At 71.1% G+C, this 20,481-nt stretch carries 17 protein-coding genes and 2 pseudogenes; 9 read left to right on the top strand and 10 right to left on the bottom strand.

Annotation, left to right across the window (positions count from 1 at the left end; all coding sequences use genetic code 11):
• Window positions 1-50 precede the first annotated feature (50 nt).
• Window positions 51-1,139, top strand: coding sequence for a DNA integrity scanning diadenylate cyclase DisA (gene disA / locus QQK49_RS02290; RefSeq protein ID WP_284302492.1), 1,089 nt, complete (start codon window positions 51-53; stop codon window positions 1,137-1,139).
• A gap of 115 nt (window positions 1,140-1,254) precedes the next feature.
• Here disA and QQK49_RS02285 read toward each other — a convergent pair whose 3' ends face one another.
• Window positions 1,255-3,456 carry an MMPL family transporter gene (locus QQK49_RS02285; RefSeq protein WP_284302490.1) on the bottom strand — a complete coding sequence of 734 codons (2,202 nt, stop codon included), beginning with the start codon at window positions 3,454-3,456 and terminating at the stop codon, window positions 1,255-1,257.
• A gap of 61 nt (window positions 3,457-3,517) precedes the next feature.
• Here QQK49_RS02285 and QQK49_RS02280 point away from each other — a divergent pair, with 61 nt between their 5' ends.
• From QQK49_RS02280 to QQK49_RS02260, 5 genes are all read left to right on the top strand, one after another.
• Entirely contained in the window at window positions 3,518-4,024 is a 507-nt protein-coding gene (locus QQK49_RS02280; protein WP_284302489.1) for a MarR family winged helix-turn-helix transcriptional regulator, read from the top strand.
• Between the two features lie 19 nt (window positions 4,025-4,043).
• On the top strand, window positions 4,044-4,937 hold the full coding sequence (locus QQK49_RS02275) for an HhH-GPD family protein (RefSeq protein WP_284302488.1): 894 nt from the start codon (window positions 4,044-4,046) through the stop codon (window positions 4,935-4,937).
• Window positions 4,938-5,074: 137 nt separating this feature from the next.
• Complete coding sequence (locus QQK49_RS02270) at window positions 5,075-5,929, top strand: ABC transporter permease (protein WP_284302487.1); 855 nt, start codon at window positions 5,075-5,077, stop codon at window positions 5,927-5,929.
• A gap of 1 nt (window position 5,930) precedes the next feature.
• On the top strand, window positions 5,931-6,758 hold the full coding sequence (locus tag QQK49_RS02265; RefSeq protein ID WP_284302485.1) for an ABC transporter permease: 828 nt from the start codon (window positions 5,931-5,933) through the stop codon (window positions 6,756-6,758).
• Window positions 6,755-7,771: an ABC transporter ATP-binding protein gene (locus QQK49_RS02260; RefSeq protein WP_284302484.1), complete on the top strand. Its 1,017-nt coding sequence runs from the start codon at window positions 6,755-6,757 to the stop codon at window positions 7,769-7,771. Before QQK49_RS02265 ends, QQK49_RS02260 begins: the two co-directional genes overlap by 4 nt.
• Before the next feature lie 237 nt (window positions 7,772-8,008).
• On the opposite strand, the gene QQK49_RS02255 is transcribed toward QQK49_RS02260, so the two are convergent.
• Window positions 8,009-8,230: a hypothetical protein gene (locus QQK49_RS02255; protein ID WP_284302483.1), complete on the bottom strand. Its 222-nt coding sequence runs from the start codon at window positions 8,228-8,230 to the stop codon at window positions 8,009-8,011.
• Between the two features lie 15 nt (window positions 8,231-8,245).
• On the opposite strand from QQK49_RS02255, the gene QQK49_RS02250 reads away from it, so the two are divergent.
• Complete coding sequence (locus tag QQK49_RS02250; RefSeq protein WP_284302482.1) at window positions 8,246-8,404, top strand: hypothetical protein; 159 nt, start codon at window positions 8,246-8,248, stop codon at window positions 8,402-8,404.
• On the opposite strand, the gene QQK49_RS02245 is transcribed toward QQK49_RS02250, so the two are convergent.
• The 3 genes and pseudogenes from QQK49_RS02245 to QQK49_RS02235 all read right to left on the bottom strand — a co-directional run bounded on the left by QQK49_RS02245 (window position 8,401) and on the right by QQK49_RS02235 (window position 12,250).
• On the bottom strand, window positions 8,401-8,898 hold the full coding sequence (locus QQK49_RS02245; protein WP_284302481.1) for an amino-acid N-acetyltransferase: 498 nt from the start codon (window positions 8,896-8,898) through the stop codon (window positions 8,401-8,403). The two genes, QQK49_RS02250 and QQK49_RS02245, sit on opposite strands and share 4 nt — an antisense overlap.
• A gap of 71 nt (window positions 8,899-8,969) precedes the next feature.
• Entirely contained in the window at window positions 8,970-9,380 is a 411-nt protein-coding gene (locus tag QQK49_RS02240; RefSeq protein WP_284302480.1) for a GatB/YqeY domain-containing protein, read from the bottom strand.
• Between the two features lie 267 nt (window positions 9,381-9,647).
• Window positions 9,648-12,250: pseudogene (locus QQK49_RS02235) on the bottom strand (ATP-dependent Clp protease ATP-binding subunit).
• A 300-nt stretch (window positions 12,251-12,550) separates the two neighbouring features.
• Here QQK49_RS02235 and QQK49_RS02230 point away from each other — a divergent pair.
• Window positions 12,551-13,414, top strand: a complete 864-nt coding sequence (locus tag QQK49_RS02230) for a MerR family transcriptional regulator (RefSeq protein ID WP_284302478.1) — start codon at window positions 12,551-12,553, stop codon at window positions 13,412-13,414.
• Between the two features lie 2 nt (window positions 13,415-13,416).
• A complete protein-coding gene (locus QQK49_RS02225) occupies window positions 13,417-13,806 on the top strand; it encodes a VOC family protein (RefSeq protein WP_284302477.1) in 390 nt (129 codons plus the stop codon).
• A 193-nt stretch (window positions 13,807-13,999) separates the two neighbouring features.
• Here the strand turns inward: QQK49_RS02225 and QQK49_RS02220 are convergent, their stop codons facing one another.
• The 5 genes and pseudogenes from QQK49_RS02220 to QQK49_RS02200 all read right to left on the bottom strand — a co-directional run bounded on the left by QQK49_RS02220 (window position 14,000) and on the right by QQK49_RS02200 (window position 20,364).
• Entirely contained in the window at window positions 14,000-14,968 is a 969-nt protein-coding gene (locus QQK49_RS02220) for a bile acid:sodium symporter family protein (RefSeq protein WP_348536059.1), read from the bottom strand.
• 114 nt (window positions 14,969-15,082) lie between these two features.
• Complete coding sequence (locus QQK49_RS02215) at window positions 15,083-15,598, bottom strand: amino acid--tRNA ligase-related protein (RefSeq protein ID WP_348536057.1); 516 nt, start codon at window positions 15,596-15,598, stop codon at window positions 15,083-15,085.
• Window positions 15,599-15,717: 119 nt separating this feature from the next.
• Window positions 15,718-17,997, bottom strand: a pseudogene (gene lysX, locus QQK49_RS02210) (bifunctional lysylphosphatidylglycerol synthetase/lysine--tRNA ligase LysX); the annotation flags it as partial.
• A complete protein-coding gene (locus QQK49_RS02205; RefSeq protein WP_284302474.1) occupies window positions 17,994-18,416 on the bottom strand; it encodes a hypothetical protein in 423 nt (140 codons plus the stop codon). The gene QQK49_RS02205 and the pseudogene lysX, both read right to left, overlap by 4 nt.
• A 178-nt stretch (window positions 18,417-18,594) precedes the next feature.
• Entirely contained in the window at window positions 18,595-20,364 is a 1,770-nt protein-coding gene (locus tag QQK49_RS02200; protein WP_284302473.1) for a PAS domain-containing protein, read from the bottom strand.
• Between the last annotated feature and the right edge of the window lie 117 nt (window positions 20,365-20,481).

The following is a 20,481-nucleotide window of genomic DNA, read 5'->3' as shown; positions in this document are numbered from 1 at the left end:
GGCCTGCTGTCGAAAGGCGTTCCACGCTTCCGTCCCGCGCTCGTAGTCCCATGACCAGGAGGAATGCCGTGGCCGAGATCGACGACGAGCTCCGAGCAGCCCTGGCGGCGCTCGCGCCCGGCACCGAACTGCGCGACGGCATCGAGCGAATCCTGCGCGGGCGCACCGGGGCGCTCATCGTGCTCGGCCAGGACGCGATCATCGAGGAGATCTCCAGCGGCGGGTTCCCCCTCGACATCGAGTTCTCCGCCACGCGGCTGCGCGAACTGGCCAAGATGGACGGCGCGGTCGTCGTCGACAAGGACGTCTCCCGCATCGTCCGGGCGGCGACACAGCTCCTGCCCGACGCCTCCATCGAGACGAGCGAGTCCGGCACCCGGCACCGCACCGCCGAGCGCGTCTCCATCCAGAGCGGGCTGCCCGTCGTCTCCGTCAGCCAGTCGATGCAGATCGCCGCGCTCTACCTCAACGGCCGCCGGCACGTCCTCGAGAACGCCGCCACCATCATCAGCAAGGGCGTGCAGGCTTTGCAGACGCTCGAGCGGTACAAGAACCGCCTCGACGAGGTCACCGGCACCCTGTCGGCCCTCGAGATCGAGGACCTCGTGACGATCCGCGACGTCGCCGTCGTGCTGCAACGCCTCGAGATGGTGCAACGCATCCGCGAGGAGATCTCGGGATACGTGGTCGAACTCGGCACCGACGGCCGGCTGCTCAGCCTGCAGCTCGCCGAGCTGACCAGCGGTATCGACCGCGAGCGCGACCTGGTCATCCGGGACTACCTCAGCCCGCTGTTCGAGCGGACCCCCGACGACGTCATCGAGGCGCTGGGCTCCCTGCCCCAGGGCGCACTGCTCGACGTGGCCTCGGCCTCCGCTGCCCTCGGGTACTCCACGCTGCCCGAGACCCTGGACGAGTCGACGAGCCCGAACGGCTACCGGCTGCTGTCCCGCATCCCGCGTCTGCCCGGCGTCATCGTCGAACGGCTCGTCGAGCACTTCGGCGGGCTGCAGCGCCTCCTGGCCGCCAACCTCGACGAACTCCAGCGGGTCGACGGCGTCGGCGAGGGGCGGGCCCGTGCCGTGCGCGACGGGCTCTCCCGCCTGGCCGAGTCCAGCATCCTCGAACGCTACGTCTGACCCGCTCGGGCGAGGAACGGCGGGACCACCCGCGCAGACTCCGAGCCCACGACCTGCCCGCCCCCGCCGACACCGGCCGCGTGGGCGCGCGCCGGCGTCGGCGTGATCCCGCGGGCTACGTCAGTGCGGGCTCTTGCTCCTCGCGACGGGCGGCCTCCCGCGCCCGGCCGGGGCGCCTGGGCCACCAGAACGCGTCGCCGATGACGCCGATCATGGCCGGCACCACGATGGTTCGCACGACGAAGGTGTCGAGCAGGATGCCGATGCCGACGATGATGCCGATCTGGGTCAGCGTGATGAGCGGCAGCACCCCGAGGACGACGAACACCGCCGCGAGGACGACGCCGGCACTGGTGATGACGCCGCCGGTCAGTGCCACGGCCCGCACGGTGCCCTGCCGGGTGCCGTGGTCGACGGACTCCTCCCACGCCCGCGTGACGAGGAAGATCGTGTAGTCGACGCCGAGGGCGATGAGGAACAGCACCGAGAACAGCGGGACGGACACGTCCAGGGCGGGGAAGCCGAAGACCTCCGCGCTCAGCCACGACCCGGCGCCGATGGCCGCGATCGTCGACACGCTGGTCGCGGTGATGAGCAGCAGCGGCGCCCATGCGCCGCGCAGCAGGACGTAGAGCACCACGACGACGACCCCGAGGATGAGCGGGACCAGCAGGAAGAGGTCGCGCTCGCTCGCGGCGCGCGAGTCGAGTTGTTCGGCGTCACCACCACCGACCCGGGCCTGGGCCCCCTCGACCTGCCCCAGCCGGTCACGCAAGGACTGCACGGCCTGCAACGCCTCGTCCGAGGCCGGTTCGGCGTCGAGCACGACCCGGAAGCTCGTCCGGTCCCCCTCCTGGCCGCTCGGGTTCGCGCGCAGCACGCCGGGGGTGTTCGTGATGACCTCCAGGGTGTCGGCGACGGCCGCCTCGTCCGGAGTGGTCGCGAGGACGTTGGTCGGGGTCACCTCACCCGGATCCTGATGCTCGCGCAGGGCGTCCAGGCCCTCGACGGACTCGGCCTGTACGCGGAACTGCCGGCTCTGCTCGAGGCCGACCTCGGTGTGGGTGAGACCGGCGGCGCAGAGCGCGAGGAACGGCAGGGTGACCGCCAGGGCGATCAACGGACGCCGCACGACCGCACTGGCGACCGCGTGCCAGCCGCCGCGCTCGGAGGGGTCGGGGTCGCCGAACCGCGGCACGAACGGCCAGAACAAGCGGCGTCCGCACAGCGACAGCAGCGTGGGCAGGCCGACGAGGACGATGACCAGGGCCACGAGCAGCCCCACCGCTGCCGAGAGGCCGAGAAGTCGCGTGCTCGGGACGATCGCGGCCATGAGCGTGGCCAGCGCCAGGACGACGGTGATGTTGGAGGCGAGGACGGCCGGCGTGGCGGCCTGCAGCGCACGCCCGAGGGCGACGCGGTGGTCGGGTTCTCGGCGCAGCTCCTCTCGGTAGCGCGACACGATGAGCAGGGCGTAGTTCGTTCCGGCACCGAACACGAGCACGCTGGTGATGCCGTTCGTCGACCCGTCGACGGCGTAGCCCAACCACCCCGCGAAGGCGCCCGCCAGCAGCGTGGCGACCCGGTCGGCCACCGCGACGACGAGCAGCGGCACCACCCACAGGATCGGCGAGCGGTAGGTGATGAGCAGCAGCACCGCGACCACCGCGGCGCTCACGAGGATGAGCCGCAGGTCGGCACCGGCGAACGCGCCGGCGGTGTCGGCACCGAACGCGGGACCGCCGGTGACCAGCAACGACAGATCGGCCGGAAGCCCGTTGCGACCCTCGGAGCGGATCTTCTCGACGATGTCGGCGAGGTCGCCCCCGTCGACGTCGACCGAGACCGGCACGAGGATCGTGGCCGCCTCACCGTCGTCCGTCGGCAGCGGCACCGGTGGCACCGCGCCGGGATCGGCGGCGTCGGAGTTCTCGGCGTCGGCCGTGTTCTCGGTGCCGGGCCCACGGTCGACGGCGATCATCCGCTCCCTGGCCTGCGTGAACGCGTCCAGGTCGGCCTGCGTGAGCTGCCCGCCGTCCACCCGGGTGGCCACACCGATGACCGGTGCGAGATCCGCGTCGGGGAAGGTGGCGAGTTCGTCTGCGACGAGCTGTGATTCCGCCTCCGCGGGAAGGGTGGCGGGTGCGCTGGAGCTCGACGTCGAGTCGACGAGGCCGAAGACGGCACCACAGGCGATGAGCAACACGAGGAGGGCGATCCAGGAGCGCGGTCCGGTGACGGCTCGGGCCGGTGCGCGTACCGGGCGAGGCGTCGTGTCGGAGGTCCGGGCGTCGAGGATCGCAGGAGCAGACGGCATGAGGAGCACTCTTTCATCAATTGAACTTCTCAGTCAATGAGAGACAGGTAGGGTTGGGCGCATGAGGTCATCAGGAGCGCCGGCCGACGGAGCCGACAAGGCGAAATCCTCGGAGCAGCGCGTCGAACTGGCCCGCGCCCTGGGCGATCTCATGCGCGACATGACGCTGGAGAGCGACCGCCTGGCCCACCGGTTCGCCCACCACCACGAGTTGCACGCCACCGACTTCCGCGCGCTCACGCTCATCTACACGGCCGAGCAGCAGGGCAAGCCGCTCAGTCCGTCCAAGCTGGCCGCGATGCTCAGCCTCAGCTCGGGTGCCGTCACCTACCTCGTCGAGCGTCTGGTCTCCTCCGGGCACGTCACCCGCGCCGACGACCCGACCGACCGGCGGCGCGTCATCCTGCGCTACGCCCTCCACGGCCACGAGACGGCCTCCGCCTACTTCGTCCCCCTCGGCATGCACATCGCCAAGGGCCTGGCGGAGTTCGACGACGAGTCGCTGCGCACCGCGCGTGACGTGTTGCGCGCCATGCACGAGGCCATGACGACGTTCGACGACGAGTGATCTGACAGACTCCCTCGCCGTGAGCACCCTCGACCCGCCCCTGGCCGAGATCCATCGTCGCGTCCTCACCTGGTATGCGAGCGCGGGCCGTGACCTGCCGTGGCGCGAGCCCGGGTGCACGCCGTGGGGCGTGTTCGTCTCGGAGGTCATGAGCCAGCAGACGCCGGTCGCCCGGGTGGAGCCCGCATGGTCGGCCTGGATGCGGCGCTGGCCCACCCCGGCGGACCTGGCGGCGGACTCCCCGGGCGAGGCCGTGCGCATGTGGGATCGCCTCGGCTACCCGCGGCGGGCGCTGCGCCTGCACGCAGCTGCCACGGCGATGGTCGAGCGTCACGGTGGGCAGGTCCCGGCCGACGAGGAGGCGCTGCTCGCGCTCCCGGGCGTCGGCGCCTACACCGCCGCCGCGGTCGCCACCTTCGCCTACGGCATCCGTACGACGGTGGTCGATACCAACATCCGGCGCGTGCACGCGCGGCTCGTCACCGGCGACGCCCTCCCCGCGGCGACCCTGACCAGGGCGGAGTCGTCGCTGGCCACTTCGCTGCTCCCCGAGGACGACGCCGAGGCGGCCACGTGGAACGTCGCGGCCATGGAACTCGGCGCGCTCGTCTGCACCGCCCGATCCCCGCGGTGCGCGGCCTGCCCGGTGGAGGACCTGTGCGCCTGGCGCCGCGCCGGCTCCCCCGCCTACGACGGACCCGCACGGCGAGGGCAGGCCTGGGCCGACACCGACCGGCAGGTGCGCGGACGCCTCATGGCACTGCTCCGCGAGAGCCCCGATCCGGTGGCGGCCTCCGACCTCGCGGCGGCCTGGCCCGCCGACGAGGCCAAGCGTGAGCGCTGCCTCGCCTCCCTCATCGAGGACGGCCTCGTCGAACCCGTCGGAGACAGCAGCTACCGCCTCCCCGCCTGATCAGCCGGCGGACTGCGCGACGTCCGGCGAGCCCCATCTGGGCGGGCCGCCGCGCCCCGCCCACGGGGACGAACCCCCTCGGCGCGGGTCCCGCATCCGCGTACGCCACCGGCCGCCCTGGGCTAGGCTGGCCGATTGTGTCCGCACCCGCGCCCGCCCTCCCCCAGCCGGTCGGCACGGTCGGCGCGCGCCAGGTCGTCCGGATGCTGCTCGTCCTCGTCCTGGCCGGGTTCCGCCGGTTCACCGCCTATCGCCTCGCGGCCGTGGCGGGCATCGTCGCGAACGTCACCTTCGGCTACATCCGTGGCGCGGTGCTGCTGGCCATCGTCGGGGGCGGGAGCGTCGCCGCCGCCGGGTACACCGGCCAGAGCCTCATGACCTACAACTGGCTCACGCAGTCGGCCATCGGCGCGCTCGCCATCTGGGGCACCACCGAGGTCTCCGACCGGGTCCGGACCGGCGACATCGCGGTCGACCTCGCCCGGCCCCTGGACCTCATGACCACGTTCCTCGCCCAGGATCTCGGCCGCGCGCTCGCCTCGATCGTCCTGCGAGGACTCCCGACGGTGGCCGTCGGCGCCCTCACCGTCGGCATCGTCCTCCCGGGCCACCTGGCCCCCTGGATCGCGGGGCTGCTCGGCATCGCGCTGGCGCTGGTCATCTCGTTCCTGGCGCGGTTCGTCATGCAACTGAGCTCGTTCTGGGTCATCGAGATCCGCGGCATCCAGACCTTCTACATGGTGGTGTCCGGGTTCTTCGCCGGGCTCGTCTTCCCGCTCGCGCTCATGCCCGACTGGCTGCGGGCCATGGCGATGCTGACGCCCTTCCCCTCGATGCTCCAGCACCCGATCGACATCCTGTCCGGACGGGTGACCGGGCCGGACATCTGGTGGCTCGTGGCCCAGCAGGTGGGCTGGCTCGTCGCGCTGGTCCTCCTCGGCCGGGTCCTTCTCGCGGCCGGCACCCGCCGCCTCGTCGTCCAGGGCGGCTGACATGCCCCGCGCCGACCTGCGCCGGGCCGCCCACGCCTACCGGCTGCTCGTGCTCTCCCGCATCCGCAGCCAGCAGGCGTACTCGACCTCCTTCGCCCTCGACGTCGTCGCGTCGATCCTCGTCGGTCTCGTGGAGTTCGCCGAGGTCTGGATCGTCTTCCACAACGTCGACTCCCTCGGCGGGCTGTCGTTCGCGCAGGTGTGCCTCCTGTTCGGCATCGCCCATGTCGGGTTCTCGTTCTCGCAGGTGCTGTTCGGTCACGTCGACCGCATCCCGCTCTACCTGCGCACGGGCACCCTCGAGGCGTTCCATCTCCGGCCCCTGTCGGTACTCGGCCAGTTGGTGACGAGCGAGGTCGCGCTGCGCCGTCTCGGGTGGGGAGCCCTGTCGGTCGTCATCCTCGGCTGGGCGCTGACCGTCGTCGACATCGCGTGGTCACCGGCCAAGGCGGTGCTGCTGGCGCTGTGCCTGGCCTCCTCCATCGCCCTGTTCGCGGCGTTGTTCGTCGCCGCCGCCGGGCTGCAGTTCTTCCTCGTCGACGGACAGGAGATGACCAACGCCTTCACGTACGGCGGCCGGTACGCCTCGCAGCAGCCGGCGTCGATCTTCGGCCGTGGCCTGGCGGTCGCGTTCGTGTTCGCCGTGCCGGTGGCCTTCACCGGATACGTGCCCGCGCTCGGACTCCTCGACGTCGCACCGCCGGACTCGCTGTCGTGGCTGCGGCCCGAGCTCGCCTGGGCCACACCGCTCGTCGCCGCCTGGACCTGGGTGCTCGCCCTGGGGTGCTGGCGCATCGGCACCCGCCACTACCAGGGAGGTGGAGGATGACCCCCCATACGGCCCAGACCGATCCATCGGGCAGCACGATCATCGAGACCCGCGACCTCGTGCGTGAGTTCTCCGTACGAAAGGGACTGTCGCGACGGGTGGTCCGGGCCGTCGACGGGTTGTCCCTGCGCATCGGGGCCGGCGAGGCCGTGGGGTACATCGGCGCGAACGGCGCGGGAAAGTCGACGACGATCAAGATGCTCACCGGCATCCTCGTGCCGACCTCCGGTGAGGTCCGCACCTGCGGCCTCGACCCCACGACCCGGCGCCGCGACCTGGCCCGGCGCATCGGCGTCGTCTTCGGCCAGCGCAGCCAACTGTGGTGGGACCTGCCGCTGCGCGAGACCTACCCGATCCTCGCGGCCATCCACGGCCTGAGCTCCGAACGCGAACGCGAGCGGACCGCCGAACTCGTCGACGCGCTCGATCTGGCCGCGTTCCTCGACACCCCGGTCCGGCAGCTCTCCCTGGGCCAGCGCATGCGCGGCGAGCTCGCGGCGGCCCTGCTGCACTCCCCCGGCCTGGTCATCCTCGACGAGCCGACCATCGGCCTCGACGTCCTGTCCAAGGCGCAGTTGCGGCAGTTCCTCCGGGCCGAGCGCGAGCGGCACGGCACCACCCTGCTGCTCACCACCCACGACATGAGCGACATCGAACACCTCTGCGACCGTGTGCTTCTCGTCGATTCGGGCCGGCTGCTGTACGACGGCGACCTCCCGTCGCTGGCGCGGTCCATGGGAGCGCGGCGGGTGCTCGTCGTCGACCTCGAACTCCCCCATCCCGACCTCACCGACCTGTCCGACGAGGACGGCACGCCCCTGGCGGGCGTCGACCTGGTCGGCTCCGAGGCGGACGGCCTGCGCCAACGCCTCGCCTTCGACACCGAGAAGACCTCCGCCGCACGGCTGCTCGCGGCCGTCACCCGCCGCACCGACGTCCGTGACCTGTCGATCGAGGAACCCGACATCGAGGACGTCGTCCGCCGCGTCTACGCCTCCGGCCTCGACACCTGAGCCGAGGAGTTGGGCGGCTGATTCGGGTACGAGCGAGAGATCGCGGCCGATGACGGTGCAAAGGCTGCGGGATCGAAGAACGACACCGACAACATCGAGCACAGGCCGATGAGCATCGCTGCAGGTCAGATGCCTCTCTTCTCGAGAAGCCACCGTCGATGTAGTCCGTGTTGTTCTTCCCGGACGGACTCGCCCGGACCGTCGGTACGCCGCCCACCCCACCGCGACGAGTTCGACTCAGGTGTCCTCGTGTTCGGTGCGGATGCGGCGGGAGGGGGTGAAGGCGTGGATGGCGACGAGGTCGGGTTCGTCGGCCAGGCCCGGACCGCCGGCCTCCAGCCAGCCGGCGACGGCCTCGATGACATCGGGGTCGTGGATCTCGCGCAGCCAGCACGGCCGGCCCCCGCGCGGCGGCCCTGCACCGAGGGCTGCACGACACCGACGCTGTCCCCCTCGCACACGCCGAAGCAGTCGATGCCGCGGGTGCGCACGTCGGGGCGCTCACCCAGCCCGCAGATCGGCGCCGACCCGATCACCTCGGCGGAGTCACCGGCCCAGCAGGCCTGGCACACGGTGACACTCGTGACCTCCGGGCTGCCGGCACCGGCGCGGCGCTTCGTGCGCGCCACCTAGAGGATCCTCAGCATCCGCGTGTTTCCCAGGGTGTTCGGCTTGACCCGCTCGAGGTCGAGGAACTCCGCGACACCCTCGTCGTAGCTGCGCAGCAGTTCGGAGTAGACCTCGTGCTCGACCGGGATCCCCTCGATGGCCTCGAACCCGTGGCGGGCGAAGAAGTCCGTCTCGAAGGTGAGGCAGAAGACCCGGGAGACGCCGATCTCGCGGGCGTCCTCGATGAGGCGGTGCAGCAGCGCCGACCCGACCCCGGTCCCCAGTTGGTCCTCGCGCACGGTCAACGTGCGGACCTCGGCCAGGTCACGCCACATGACGTGCAGGGCGCCGCAGCCGACCACCTCGCCGGCCTCGTCGCGCACCACCCGGAACTCCGGGACGCTCTCGTAGTAGGCGACGGTCTCCTTGGCGAGCAGGACGCGCCGGCCCGCCTGGGGCTCGACGAGCCTGTGGATGCCCTCGACGTCGGAGGTGCGGGCGCGGCTGACCTCGATCATCGGGCCAGTATCCCGCCGAGGCCCCGGTGCCGGACGACGGGTCTCGCCCGCGTGTCCCCGGCGCGCGGACGTCAGCCGGCGCCGGACTCACCTTTCGCGCGGTCGGCGGCGACGTCGAGGAGGAACCGCAGATGAGCGGCCTGCTCGAATGCCGTGCGCGCCGCGTCGGCCGCCCCGGACTCACCGAGTCGTCGTGACAGCTCGGCCAGGTCGTCGGCCTCGGCGGCGACGAGGCCCCGCATCTGCTCCTCGGAGAGTTCCCGACGGTCGACCTCGGCCGTCCCGGACGTGAGGACGACGTGCGCGGACCCGCCCGTGGCGCGTTGTTCGTCCTCGATCGGGACGGCCTCGGCGTTGTCGATGGCCGCCAGAGCGGTACGCAACGCGCTGACGGCATCGGTGTCACGCGCGCGCATCCGCTCGGTGAGGGTGGCCCGCAACAACTCGCGGATCCCGCGGCCGGGTGGCATGAGGTCGGTCATCCCTCGACGCTACGTGCCGGCGCATACGTCCGCCATAGACATAGTGCTCGCGGCGAGATCCCGAACCGGGAAGGGACCGGCTCGGATCTGCCGTCACGCCGACATCCACCCTGGCAGGGAAATGGTCGTGATGACGACCATTTCCCTGCCGTCGAGGCTGCCGGAATGCCGCGACCCGGCGCCGCCGCCGTGCCCTCGTGTTCACCCAGAACGACGGCCGCCCTCCCCGTATGTGGGGAGGGCGGCCGTCGTCGTGAGTGCCGTGTGTCAGGCCTGGGCGGGCCCTTCGGCGGGCGGGGTGTCGGCGGCGGACGCGGCGCCACCGGCACCACCACTGATGTGGTCGGGACCACCGTGGTCGCTGCCCTCGGCGTGAGCCGGGACCGGCGTGTCGTCGAAGTCCTTCTTGGTGCCTTCGAAGGTGAACACGGCGTCGCCGCCCTCACCCTCGACGTCGATCGACACCAACTGACCCGAGGTCAGCTCGCCGTAGAGGATCTTCTCGGACAGCACGTCCTCGATGTCGCGCTGGATCGCGCGACGCAGCGGACGGGCACCCAGCACCGGGTCGTAGCCGCGCTTGGCGAGCAGCTTCTTGGCCGCGGGCGTGAGCTCGATGCCCATGTCCTTGTCCTTGAGGCGCTCGTCGAGACGGGCCGCCATGAGGTCGACGATCTGCACGATCTCGTCCTCGGACAGCTGCGGGAACACGATCGTGTCGTCGACGCGGTTGAGGAACTCGGGACGGAAGTGCTGCTTGAGCTCGTCGTTGACCTTGTTCTTCATGCGCTCGTAGTTCGACACGTCGGTCGGGTCGGGCGCGAAGCCGAGGCTCACGGCCTTGCTGATGTCCCGCGTACCGAGGTTGGTCGTCATGATGATGACCGTGTTCTTGAAGTCGACCACGCGCCCCTGGGCGTCGGTGAGTCGGCCGTCCTCGAGGATCTGCAGCAGGCTGTTGAAGATGTCGGCGTGCGCCTTCTCGACCTCGTCGAACAGCACGACCGAGAACGGCTTGCGGCGCACCTTCTCGGTGAGCTGGCCGCCCTCTTCGTACCCGACGTAGCCGGGAGGCGAGCCGAACAGCCGCGACACCGTGTGCTTCTCGGCGAACTCGCTCATGTCGAGGGTGATGAGGGCGTCCTCGTCACCGAACAGGAACTCGGCGAGCGCCTTGGCGAGCTCGGTCTTACCGACACCGGTGGGCCCGGCGAAGATGAACGAGCCACCCGGACGACGCGGGTCCTTCAGACCGGCGCGCGTACGACGGATCGCCTGCGACAGCGCCTTGATGGCGTCGTCGTTGCCGACGATGCGCTTGTGGAGCTCGCCCTCCATGTTGAGCAGGCGGGTCGACTCCTCCTCGGTGAGCTTGAACACCGGGATGCCGGTCGAGGCGGCGAGCACCTCGGCGATGAGCTCCTCGTCGACCTCGGCCACGACGTCCATGTCGCCGGCCTTCCATTCCTTCTCGCGCTTGTTCTTGGCCTCGATGAGCTGTTTCTCGTCGTCGCGCAGCTTGGCGGCCTTCTCGAAGTCCTGCCCGTCGATCGCCGACTCTTTCTCGCGGCGCACGTGGGCGATCTTGTCGTCGAACTCGCGCAGGTCCGGCGGCGCCGTCATGCGCTTGATGCGCAGGCGGGCGCCGGCCTCGTCGATGAGGTCGATGGCCTTGTCGGGCAGGAACCGGTCGTTGATGTACCGGTCGGCGAGGTTGGCGGCCGCCACGAGCGCGGCGTCGGTGATCGACACGCGGTGGTGCGCCTCGTACCGGTCGCGCAGACCCTTGAGGATCTCGATGGCGTGGCTCAGCGTGGGCTCGGCCACCTGGATCGGCTGGAACCGGCGCTCGAGGGCCGGGTCCTTCTCGATGTGCTTGCGGTACTCGTCCAGCGTCGTGGCACCGACGGTCTGCAGCTCGCCGCGGGCCAGCATCGGCTTGAGAATGCTGGCGGCGTCGATGGCGCCCTCGGCGGCACCCGCACCCACCAGGGTGTGGATCTCGTCGATGAACAGGATGATGTCGCCGCGGGTGCGGATCTCCTTGAGCACCTTCTTGAGGCGCTCCTCGAAGTCACCGCGGTAGCGCGACCCGGCCACCAGCGCACCGAGGTCGAGGGTGTAGATGTGCTTGTCCTTGAGGGTCTCGGGCACCTCGCCCTTGACGATGTCCTGCGCGAGGCCCTCGACGACCGCCGTCTTGCCGACGCCGGGCTCGCCGATGAGGATCGGGTTGTTCTTGGTGCGGCGCGAGAGCACCTGCATGACCCGCTCGATCTCGCTGCTGCGCCCGATGACCGGGTCGAGCTTGCCCTCGCGGGCGGCCTGGGTGAGGTTGCGGCCGAACTGGTCGAGCACGAGCGACCCGGCGGGGTGCCCTCGCCGGAGGTCGACTGCCCGCCGACGCCGGCGCCCGCGGTCTCCTTGCCACCCTGGTAGCCCGAGAGCAGCTGGATGACCTGCTGACGGACCCGGTTGAGGTCGGCGCCCAGCTTCTGCAGCACCTGCGCGGCGACGCCCTCACCCTCGCGGATGAGCCCGAGCAGGATGTGCTCGGTGCCGATGTAGTTGTGGCCGAGCTGCAGCGCTTCGCGCAGGGACAGCTCAAGGACCTTCTTGGCGCGCGGCGTGAACGGGATGTGCCCGCTGCTGGCCTGCTGGCCCTTGCCGATGATCTCCTGGACCTGCTCGCGCACGGCGTCGAGCGAGATGCCGAGGCTTTCCAGCGCCTTCGCGGCGACGCCCTCACCCTCGTGGATCAGGCCCAGCAGGATGTGCTCGGTCCCGATGTAGTTGTGGTTGAGCATGCGCGCTTCTTCTTGCGCCAGCACGACCACACGTCGGGCCCGGTCGGTGAACCTCTCGAACATGTAACTCGCTCCTCGCTATCGAGATCCCTCGATGCTAGCTGGGCTGCTTGCTGTTTCCCCACCGGTGTTGCGTGCCGCGAGGCGATACGGACACACCTCGGCGAGGACGACTCACGGGACTCAACGCGACCCTGCGCCGCCCTGTTCCCCGAACAGCCCTGAGTCGTGTCCGCTCACAGCGGACAGTCGTTCCCGCCCACCGGCGCGGCGGCACCCCTGGAGGCGCGCGATGAGGTCGGGTCGCCCAGCCCGAGGATCGGCCCTTGAACCTCCCACGGTGGGAGATGCCACCCTCTGGCCATGAGGTTGAGCATCGGGGACATGGCGCGGGCGTCGGGCACCACCGTCAAACGCCTGCGGCACTACCACGACAAGGGCGTGTTCATGGCGGCGCACACCGACCCGGCCACCGGCCACCGGTGGTACGAGCCCGCCCAGGTCGCCGACGCGATGCTCGTGGCGCAGCTGCGCCGGGCCGGCGTCCCCCTCGCCGAGATCTCGGGCATCGTGGCCGCCACGACGCACCGGCGGGACGCGGCGATCCGGGCGGCGCTGGCGGCCGTCGACGCCGAACTGGCGTCGGCCCGAGAACGGCTCGTCGGCACCGCGGCGCTGCTCCAGGCGGTGCCGGAGGTCTCCTACGCCGTACGCCGGGTCCCCGAGCAGTGGGTGGTGAGCACGGCGGCCCGCCTGTCCCGCGAGGAGTGCGCCACCTGGTTCGACCGCAGCTTCACCGACCTGATCGGCCGCGTGGGCATCCCGTGGGGACCTCTCGGCGCCACCTACAGCACGGAGTTCTTCACCGACGACCACGGCACCGTGACCGCGTTCGTCCCCGTCGCCGCGGGGACTCCCGGCGCGGAGTCGCTGCCGGGCGGGACGTTCGCGGTGGCCGTGCACGACGGCGCGTACACCCACTTCGACCTCACCTACGCGGGGCTGGGGCGGGCCGTGGGCCGCGACCTCACCTCCGTGTCGGACGAGACGGTGCGCGAGCTCTATCTGGTCGGCCCCGGTCACAGCGACGACCCCGCCACCTGGCGCTCGGAGGTCTGGTGGCCGGTGCTGCAGGACTCCGTCCCCCTCGACCCCTGCGCGCACGCCGGCGCATCCACCACCACAGGTCGCGCGACCGGCGTCGACCACCTCACCGAAAGGCCCTGACCATGCCCACGCTCTCCGCCATCGCCTTCGACTGCCGCGACGTCACGCGCCAGTCACAGTTCTGGTCCGCGCTCCTGGACCGCCCGATCGACGAAGGCGCCTCGCCGTACTTCGCCTCCATCGGCGGGGTCCACGAGCACGCCGCTCCCGCCGCGGATCGAGGGCCGTCCCTGCTGTTCCTCGGCGTGGGCGGATCGCGGCCCGAGGCGAAGAACCCCGTGCACGTCGACCTCTACGACCCCGATCTGGAGGGCGCCGTGGCCAAGGCGGTGGGCCTCGGCGCCGAGCGCGTGGGCGACTTCGACGAGTACGGCGTCGCGTGGGTCACCCTGCGCGACCCCGAGGGCAACCTCTTCGACATCGGTCGGCCCTCGACCACGAGCACCGCCTGAGTCGAGCCACCACCGGCTCCGGACGCCGGCAGTCCGACGCCGCCCCCTCCGAACGCCCAGACCGCCCGTTATAGGCGGCGGTCTCGGCGAGTACCCCCGAATCCACGCCCAGACCGCCCGTTATAGGTGGCGGTCTCGGCGAGCACCCCCGAATCCACGCCCAGACCGCCCGTTATAGGTGGCGGTCTCGGCGTCACACCTCGGCGTACCGCTGCGCGAGGACCGCGCACACCATGAGTTGGAGCTGGTGGAACACCATCAGCGGCAACACCATGAGTCCGACGGGCTGCCCGGCGAACAGGACGACGGCCATCGGCAGGCCCGTGGCCAGCGACTTCTTGGTGCCGCAGAACTGGATGGCGATGCGGTCGGCGCGATCGAAGCGCAGCCATCCGGCGACCTTGATCGTGAGGACGAGCATGAGCGCCAGGATCGCGGCGCACACGAGGATGAGGACCACCATGTCGCTCACACCGACCAGGCCCCACATCCCCTCGTTCATGCCCTTGCTGAACGCCGAGTAGACGACGAGCACGATCACCATCCGGTCGACGTGCTTGAGCCACCGGTTGTTGCGCTTGAGCCAGGCCGCGGTCCACCGGCGTGAGAGCTGCCCGAGGACGAACGGCAGCAGGATCTGGGCGAACAGGTCGAGGACGGCGGAGGGGTCGATGCCGGCGCTGCCCGAGGTGTGCATGACGAACGCCGCGAGCAACGGGGTGAGGACGACGCCGAGGAGGTTGGACGCCGACGCCGCCACGATCGCCCCCGCCACGTTGCCGCCCGCGGTCGAGGTGAACACGATCGCGCTCTGCACGGTCGAGGGCACGAGGCAGCAGAACAGGATCCCGGCATACAGCGCCGGCGACAGGAGGTTCCCCGACAGGGGTGACAGCGCGAGCCCGAGCAGCGGGAACGCGACGAACGTGAACGCGAGGATCACCAGGTGCAGCCGCCAGTGCCGCAGCCCGGCCAGCGCCTCACTCGGCTCGAGACGCCCGCCGTACATGAAGAAGAGGACGGCGATCGCCGCCGTCACCACACCGGCGAGGACGTCCTCCCCGACGCCGTGGGCCGGCAGCAGACTCGCGAGGAGCACCGCCCCGAGGATCATGAGGATGAACGGGTCGGGCTTGAGCTTCTTCCACATCGACGGACGCACGCACATCATCGTCCCCCACCACCTCGGGCGGCCTCCCATCGGAGGCGGCCCGAGTCGGGGGCGGGTCGGGGCGAGGTGGTGCGAGCCTCGTTGCCGCGGTGAGCGCCGCGGGTCTCAGCGCTGGGGACGCACGAACGGGAAGGTGAGGACGCCCCGGATGTTCGTGCCGATGATGAGCATGGCCAGGCGGTCGACGCCGATGCCGAGACCGCCCGTGGGGGGCATACCCGTCTCCAGCGCGCGCAGGAAGCTCTCGTCGACCTCCATCGCCTCGGGATCGCCCAGGGCCGCCTTGAGCGACTGCGCCGTGAGGCGCTCGCGCTGCTCGATCGGGTCGGTGAGCTCGGAGTAGGCCGTCCCCAGCTCCATGCCGTCGACCACGAGGTCCCACCGCTCGACCAGGCCGGGTTCGCTGCGGTGCGGGCCCGTCAGCGGCGAGGTCTCCACCGGGAAGTCGACGTAGAACGTCGGGTGCACGGTGTTGGGCTCGACGAGTTCGGCGTAGAGCTCCTCGATGATCGCGCCGGGGCCCATCGCCTCGTGGATCGGCACGTCGTGCCTGCGCGCGAGGTCGAGCAGGATCTCGAAGTCGGTGTCGAGATCGACCGGCCGGCCGACCGCCTCGGACACCGCGCCGAGCACCGTGACCACCGGCCACGGCGCGGAGACGTCGACCAGCTCGCGCTCCCCTCGCGCACCCGCAGCGGCAGGACCGGCGAGCCGTGCACGGCCGTGGCGGCGTTCTTGACGAGCCGCTCGGTGAGCAGACGCATCGTCGTGTAGTCGCCGAACGGCTCGTAGGCCTCCAGCGACGTGAACTCCGGGTTGTGGGTGGCGTCGGCGCCCTCGTTGCGGAAGTTGCGGCCGATCTCGAACAGCGGCCCCAGGCCCGCGACCACGAGGCGCTTGAGGTACAGCTCCGGCGCGATGCGCATGGACAGGTCGACGCCGTAGGCGTTGCTGAACGTGGTGAAGGGCCGCGCGGAGGCGCCGCCGTGCACGGTGTGCAGGATCGGCGTGTCCACCTCGAGGTACCCCTCGCCCTCCAGCGTGGCGCGCAGCGACCGCACGACGGCGCTGCGCACGCGCAGCATGTCGGCCGCCTCCGGGTGGACGATGAGGTCGGTCTCACGACGCCGCAGACGGGTCTCGGGGTCGTTGAACGCACCGAAGGGGATGGGGTGCAGCGCCTTGGCCACGATCTGCCATGAATCCACGAGCACGGCCCGAGTCCCGTTGCGGGAGTGGCCGAGTCGGCCGTCGACGACGATCACGTCGCCGCCGTCGACGCTGCGCACGAACGCCGAGGGTCCGTGCTCGGGCCCGGTGGATGCCGCCTCGAGCAGCACCTGGACGACGTCGCGCCCCTCGACGAGGTCGGCGAAGGCGACCCCGCCGTGGTCGCGGACCGCGCGCACGCGGCCGGTGAGGCGGACCGTCCCCGCCCACTGCTCCTCGGAGCGTCCGCTGACCGAGCCGAGCGGCGCGGCCGGCGCCACCCCGATCGGGTACGGCTCGCGACCCTCGGCGCGCAGCGCGGCCGCGTGGTCGAGGCGCACCTGCGTCTGGTCTCCGCGGCGGGGTGCGAGGGAGGCGGCATCGATCGCGGGGCGCGCCTCCAGCTCGTGGATCGCGGCCAGGTGAGCCTCGTCCACGCGCGGCACCTGCGTACGACGGAAGTAGGTGGGCAGGAATCCCTCGGCGCGGCCCATGGCGAACAGCACGCGCGGCAGCGACAGCCGCGAGTCGAGGCAGACGTACCTCGGCACCCACTGGGGCTCGAACTTCTGGTTGGCGCGGTAGAGGCGTTCGAGCTGGAAGAACCGGTCGAGACCGCCGAGCACCGAGGAGTTCAGCCGGGTGATGACGCCGGCGCCGAGGCGTTCGGCATCGGCGAACACCCCGCGCAGGAACGCGAAGTTGAGGGAGACCTTGACGATGCCGAGGTCGCCGCCCGCCTCCATCAGGGAGGTGACGAGGAACTCGTTGGTGCCGTTGGGCGCCTCGGGGTGGCGCCGCATCGTGTCGAGGGAGAGCCCGGTGGCACCCCACGGCACCAGGGACAACATGCCGTAGCACTTGCCGGAGGCGTCGTGCGCGGTGACCCACACGGTGCGACGGTCGGCGGGGTCGCCCCGGCGGTCGAGCGCCATCGAGAACCCGCGCTCGGTGCCGCCGTCGCGCCAGGCGTCGGCCATGGCGACGAGCTCGACGAGTTCGACCTCGGGGATCTCCGACTGTCGGCGCACCTTGGCCGTCAGCCCGGCCCGCCGCGCCCGCTGCACCGAGCGGCGCACGCCGGTCATGGACGTGTTGTTCAGGCGGTAGGTGTCGGGGCGCAGGATCGCCTCGTCGCCGAGGGCGAAGACGTCGAACCCGTCGGCGATGTAGGCCCGCGCCCCGTCCTCACTCGCCCCGAGCACGGCCGGCGCCCAGCCGTACCACCGCGCCTGACCCTTCCAGCGCAGGATCGCGTCGTCCCACGAGTGGGGGTCGCCGATCGGATCGCCGGCGGCGAGCGCGACACCGGCGACGACGTCGTAGGCGACGGCGGCCTTGCCGTCGCGGGAGAACACCACCGACTTGTCGCGGCGGGTGGCGAAGTAGCCGAGCGAGTCGAGGTCGCCGTGCGAGCGCAGCAGCTCGCGCAGGGAGAGTTCGTGGTCCTGGGTCCAGGTGCCGTTGTCACGGGAGGATCGGGTGAACAGGACGACGGCCAGGATGACCGTGATGCTGACGACGGTGGAGGCGACCTGGGTGACGAACGGAGGCGCCCCGGTCGGTTGCGTCGTCAGCACTCCGGCGAATCCGAGGGCGTGGAGGACGATCGCTCGCACGAGGTTGGGGTCGGTGGCGTCCCGCTCCATGTAGGTGAGCAACGCCCACGTGATCAGCGCCGCCAGACCGAGCCCGATGACGAGGGTGCCCACCAGCGTGGTCCACGATCCCGGCCGCAGGCGCCCGGGGAAGGCCGGTCGCACCCACCAGCACACGGCCAGGACCGCGAGCGCCGGGATGAACGCCGTCATGTCGAGGACGAGGCCGAGGGACCAGTCCTCCCCCATTCCTGACGGATCTCCGGCTCGGCGATGAGCACGAGCAGCACCGCCAGGCTGGAGATCGACCCCAACGCCTGGAAGAACGCGACCGCGAGGAGCCCGATGCGTTTGCGGCCGATGAGGGCGCGCGCCATGAGGGTGAGCAGCACCACCGAGATGAGCGAGCTGCTGACCGGGATGTTGATGTACGTGAACGCGAGCTCGATCCACGACGGGTGGTGGCGTCCGAACAGCTGGATCAGCCAGAGGAACAACGAGGTCGCCGCGGCGAGCACGTAGACCCAGATGAGGAGGCGGGCCAGCACCTCCTGGCGTCGCGTCGACAGCCGCAGCGGGACCTCGGTCTCGTCCTGCGCTGCGCTCTGGCGTTCGATGGTGGAGCTGGGCATTCACGGTCTCCGTCGCGGCTGGAACCGGCGTGGGCGCGAACCAGCGTCGCATGCGCGTCTGTCGACGTGGTGGATCCCCCGGGGACCCACCTGGGCGAGTCCGCGAGTTCACGCCTCCTGAATCCGATTCGGCCGCAAGCGGCCACATCTGAGTGAGAGCCTGCGCGGCGTGGCGACCTCACTCCGGCTCGCCGTACCCGGGCCTGCGTTGCCGGAGCACGTCGAGGCCCTGCACGGCCACCTCGACCCGCAGCCGGGCCGAGGGGTCGGCGAGGTCGATCTCGAGGAACTTCTCGATGCGTTCGAGGCGGTAGTAGAGGGACCGGCGCTCGAGGTGGAGGGTCCGGGCGGCGGTGGACTTGCGCCCACCGCTGTCGAGGAACGCCCGCAGCGTGGGGATGAGCGGCGCTCGGCCCGTGGCGTCGTGGGCCAGCAGCGGCCCGAGTTCGTCCTCGACGAACCGCCCGAGTTCCGGGCCGTCGCCGAGACGCGCCAGCAGGTGCCGCAGGCCGAGGTCGGCGCTGTGGTAGGTCCCGCTCGCCCGTACGGAGTGCGCGCCGTGGGCGGCGGCGTCGGTCGCCTCGGTGAGGATGCGCCGCAGACCGTCGGCGGAGCCCGGACGACTGACGCCGACGGCCACGGTCCGGCCGCGGGACTCCGCGCGGGAGAGCGACTCCAGCTGCGCCCCCAGCCGCCCGAGGACCGGTCGCGCGGCCGCCTCGGTCGAGAACCCGACGATGGCCAGGCAGACCGAACCGACCACGGCGGCCATGCACGACAACCCCTCGGCGGAGGCGAACCGTCGGATCTCCGCGTGCGCCGAGTCGAGCAGTCGCACGGTGGCGGCATCGGGTGCGCCCGAGCCGGCGGGCGGCCCCTCCCGACCGAACTCCACGGCGACGCCGAGCAGCACAGGACGATCGAGATCGCCACCGAGACTGCGGGATCGGGCCAGCGCATCAGGGGCGCTCCACCGCCGCCCCTGCCACAGGTCGGCGATGAGCTCGCTGCGCGCCCGGTCGGCGAGCGCGACGCGGTCCTGCCTCGACAACAGCCACAGCCCGATGGCCGCGGCCGCCCGGTCGGTGGCGATGACGTCGATCTCGTCGGGGTCGGTGCCGGTCTCGGTGCCGTTGCCGTCCGCGTCCGTGGCGGCGCCACGCGTGGCGGATTTCGCGCCGTCGGTGAGGACGTGCAACCGACCCCACTCCTCGTGGCGCAGCCGCACCGGCATCCACACGCACTCCTCGTGCACGTCGGGTACGTGCCCGCGGTGGCCGTGGCTCGCCCACACCTCGAGCAGCCGCGCGTCGTCCATCGCGGCCGTCGTCGCGAATCCCACGAGTTGGCGGGCGGCGTCGTCGAACACGACAGGCGCCGAGACGATGTCGGCGAGGGCGTCGAGGATGGCCTGAAGGTCGCCGCCCTCGAGCAGGAGCTGGGTGAACCGTTGACCGACCGCGGCGATCCGTTCCACCAGCGCGGCCTGGCGCGACAGCAGTTCCTCGCTGCGCTTGCGCGCGGTGATGTCGAACATCACGCCCTGCACGAGCGTGGGGCTGCCGTCGTCGTCGCGGATCACCCGGATGCTGTCGTGCAGCCAGACGACCTGCCCGTCCGGCCTGACGAACCGGTACTCGTCGATGGCCTCCGACGCCCCGTGCCGCAGGGCCGCGACGTAGTTCGCGTCGACGGTGGCTCGATCGTCGGGATGCACGTGGGTCGACCACGTGTCGTCGTACCACCCCTGTGGCGGCAGGCCGAGGACCTCGTTGGTGCGGGGACTCACGTAGAGCGTGGGCGAGTTCTCCTGCGGCCCGTTGATGTAGAGGACGGCGGGGATCTCCTCGACCAGCGCCCGATACATGGCGGCGAGCTGCGGCGACGTGAGGTCGTCGTCCAAGCGTCCGAGGTCGAGCGGGTAGGGCATCTCCGGTGACGTCGACATGGTCAGGGTCCTACCAGGCGGCGAACCGGATGTGCAATGGACCGTCCACTCTTGCGACATCTCGCGGGTATTGCCGGCCCCACCGACTCCCTAGGGTTGAGCCCACCTCGACTCCGA

Origin of the sequence: Mobilicoccus caccae, from assembly GCF_030161635.1 — a bacterium.
Classification (GTDB): domain Bacteria; phylum Actinomycetota; class Actinomycetes; order Actinomycetales; family Dermatophilaceae; genus Mobilicoccus; species Mobilicoccus caccae.
This window is presented reverse-complemented; position numbering and strand designations above follow the sequence as displayed.

Bases quoted from the DNA above. Each gene is read 5' to 3' on its own strand.
- QQK49_RS02260 (WP_284302484.1), top strand. From the start codon at position 6,755: ATGACCCCCCATACGGCCCAGACCGATCCATCGGGCAGCACGATCATC.
- QQK49_RS02285 (WP_284302490.1), bottom strand. From the start codon at position 3,456: ATGCCGTCTGCTCCTGCGATCCTCGACGCCCGGACCTCCGACACGACG.
- disA (WP_284302492.1), top strand. From the start codon at position 51: ATGACCAGGAGGAATGCCGTGGCCGAGATCGACGACGAGCTCCGAGCA.
- QQK49_RS02250 (WP_284302482.1), top strand. From the start codon at position 8,246: ATGCCGCGGGTGCGCACGTCGGGGCGCTCACCCAGCCCGCAGATCGGC.
- QQK49_RS02225 (WP_284302477.1), top strand. From the start codon at position 13,417: ATGCCCACGCTCTCCGCCATCGCCTTCGACTGCCGCGACGTCACGCGC.
- QQK49_RS02265 (WP_284302485.1), top strand. From the start codon at position 5,931: ATGCCCCGCGCCGACCTGCGCCGGGCCGCCCACGCCTACCGGCTGCTC.
- QQK49_RS02205 (WP_284302474.1), bottom strand. From the start codon at position 18,416: ATGCCCAGCTCCACCATCGAACGCCAGAGCGCAGCGCAGGACGAGACC.
- QQK49_RS02230 (WP_284302478.1), top strand. From the start codon at position 12,551: ATGAGGTTGAGCATCGGGGACATGGCGCGGGCGTCGGGCACCACCGTC.
- QQK49_RS02200 (WP_284302473.1), bottom strand. From the start codon at position 20,364: ATGTCGACGTCACCGGAGATGCCCTACCCGCTCGACCTCGGACGCTTG.
- QQK49_RS02280 (WP_284302489.1), top strand. From the start codon at position 3,518: ATGAGGTCATCAGGAGCGCCGGCCGACGGAGCCGACAAGGCGAAATCC.
- QQK49_RS02245 (WP_284302481.1), bottom strand. From the start codon at position 8,898: ATGATCGAGGTCAGCCGCGCCCGCACCTCCGACGTCGAGGGCATCCAC.
- QQK49_RS02240 (WP_284302480.1), bottom strand. From the start codon at position 9,380: ATGACCGACCTCATGCCACCCGGCCGCGGGATCCGCGAGTTGTTGCGG.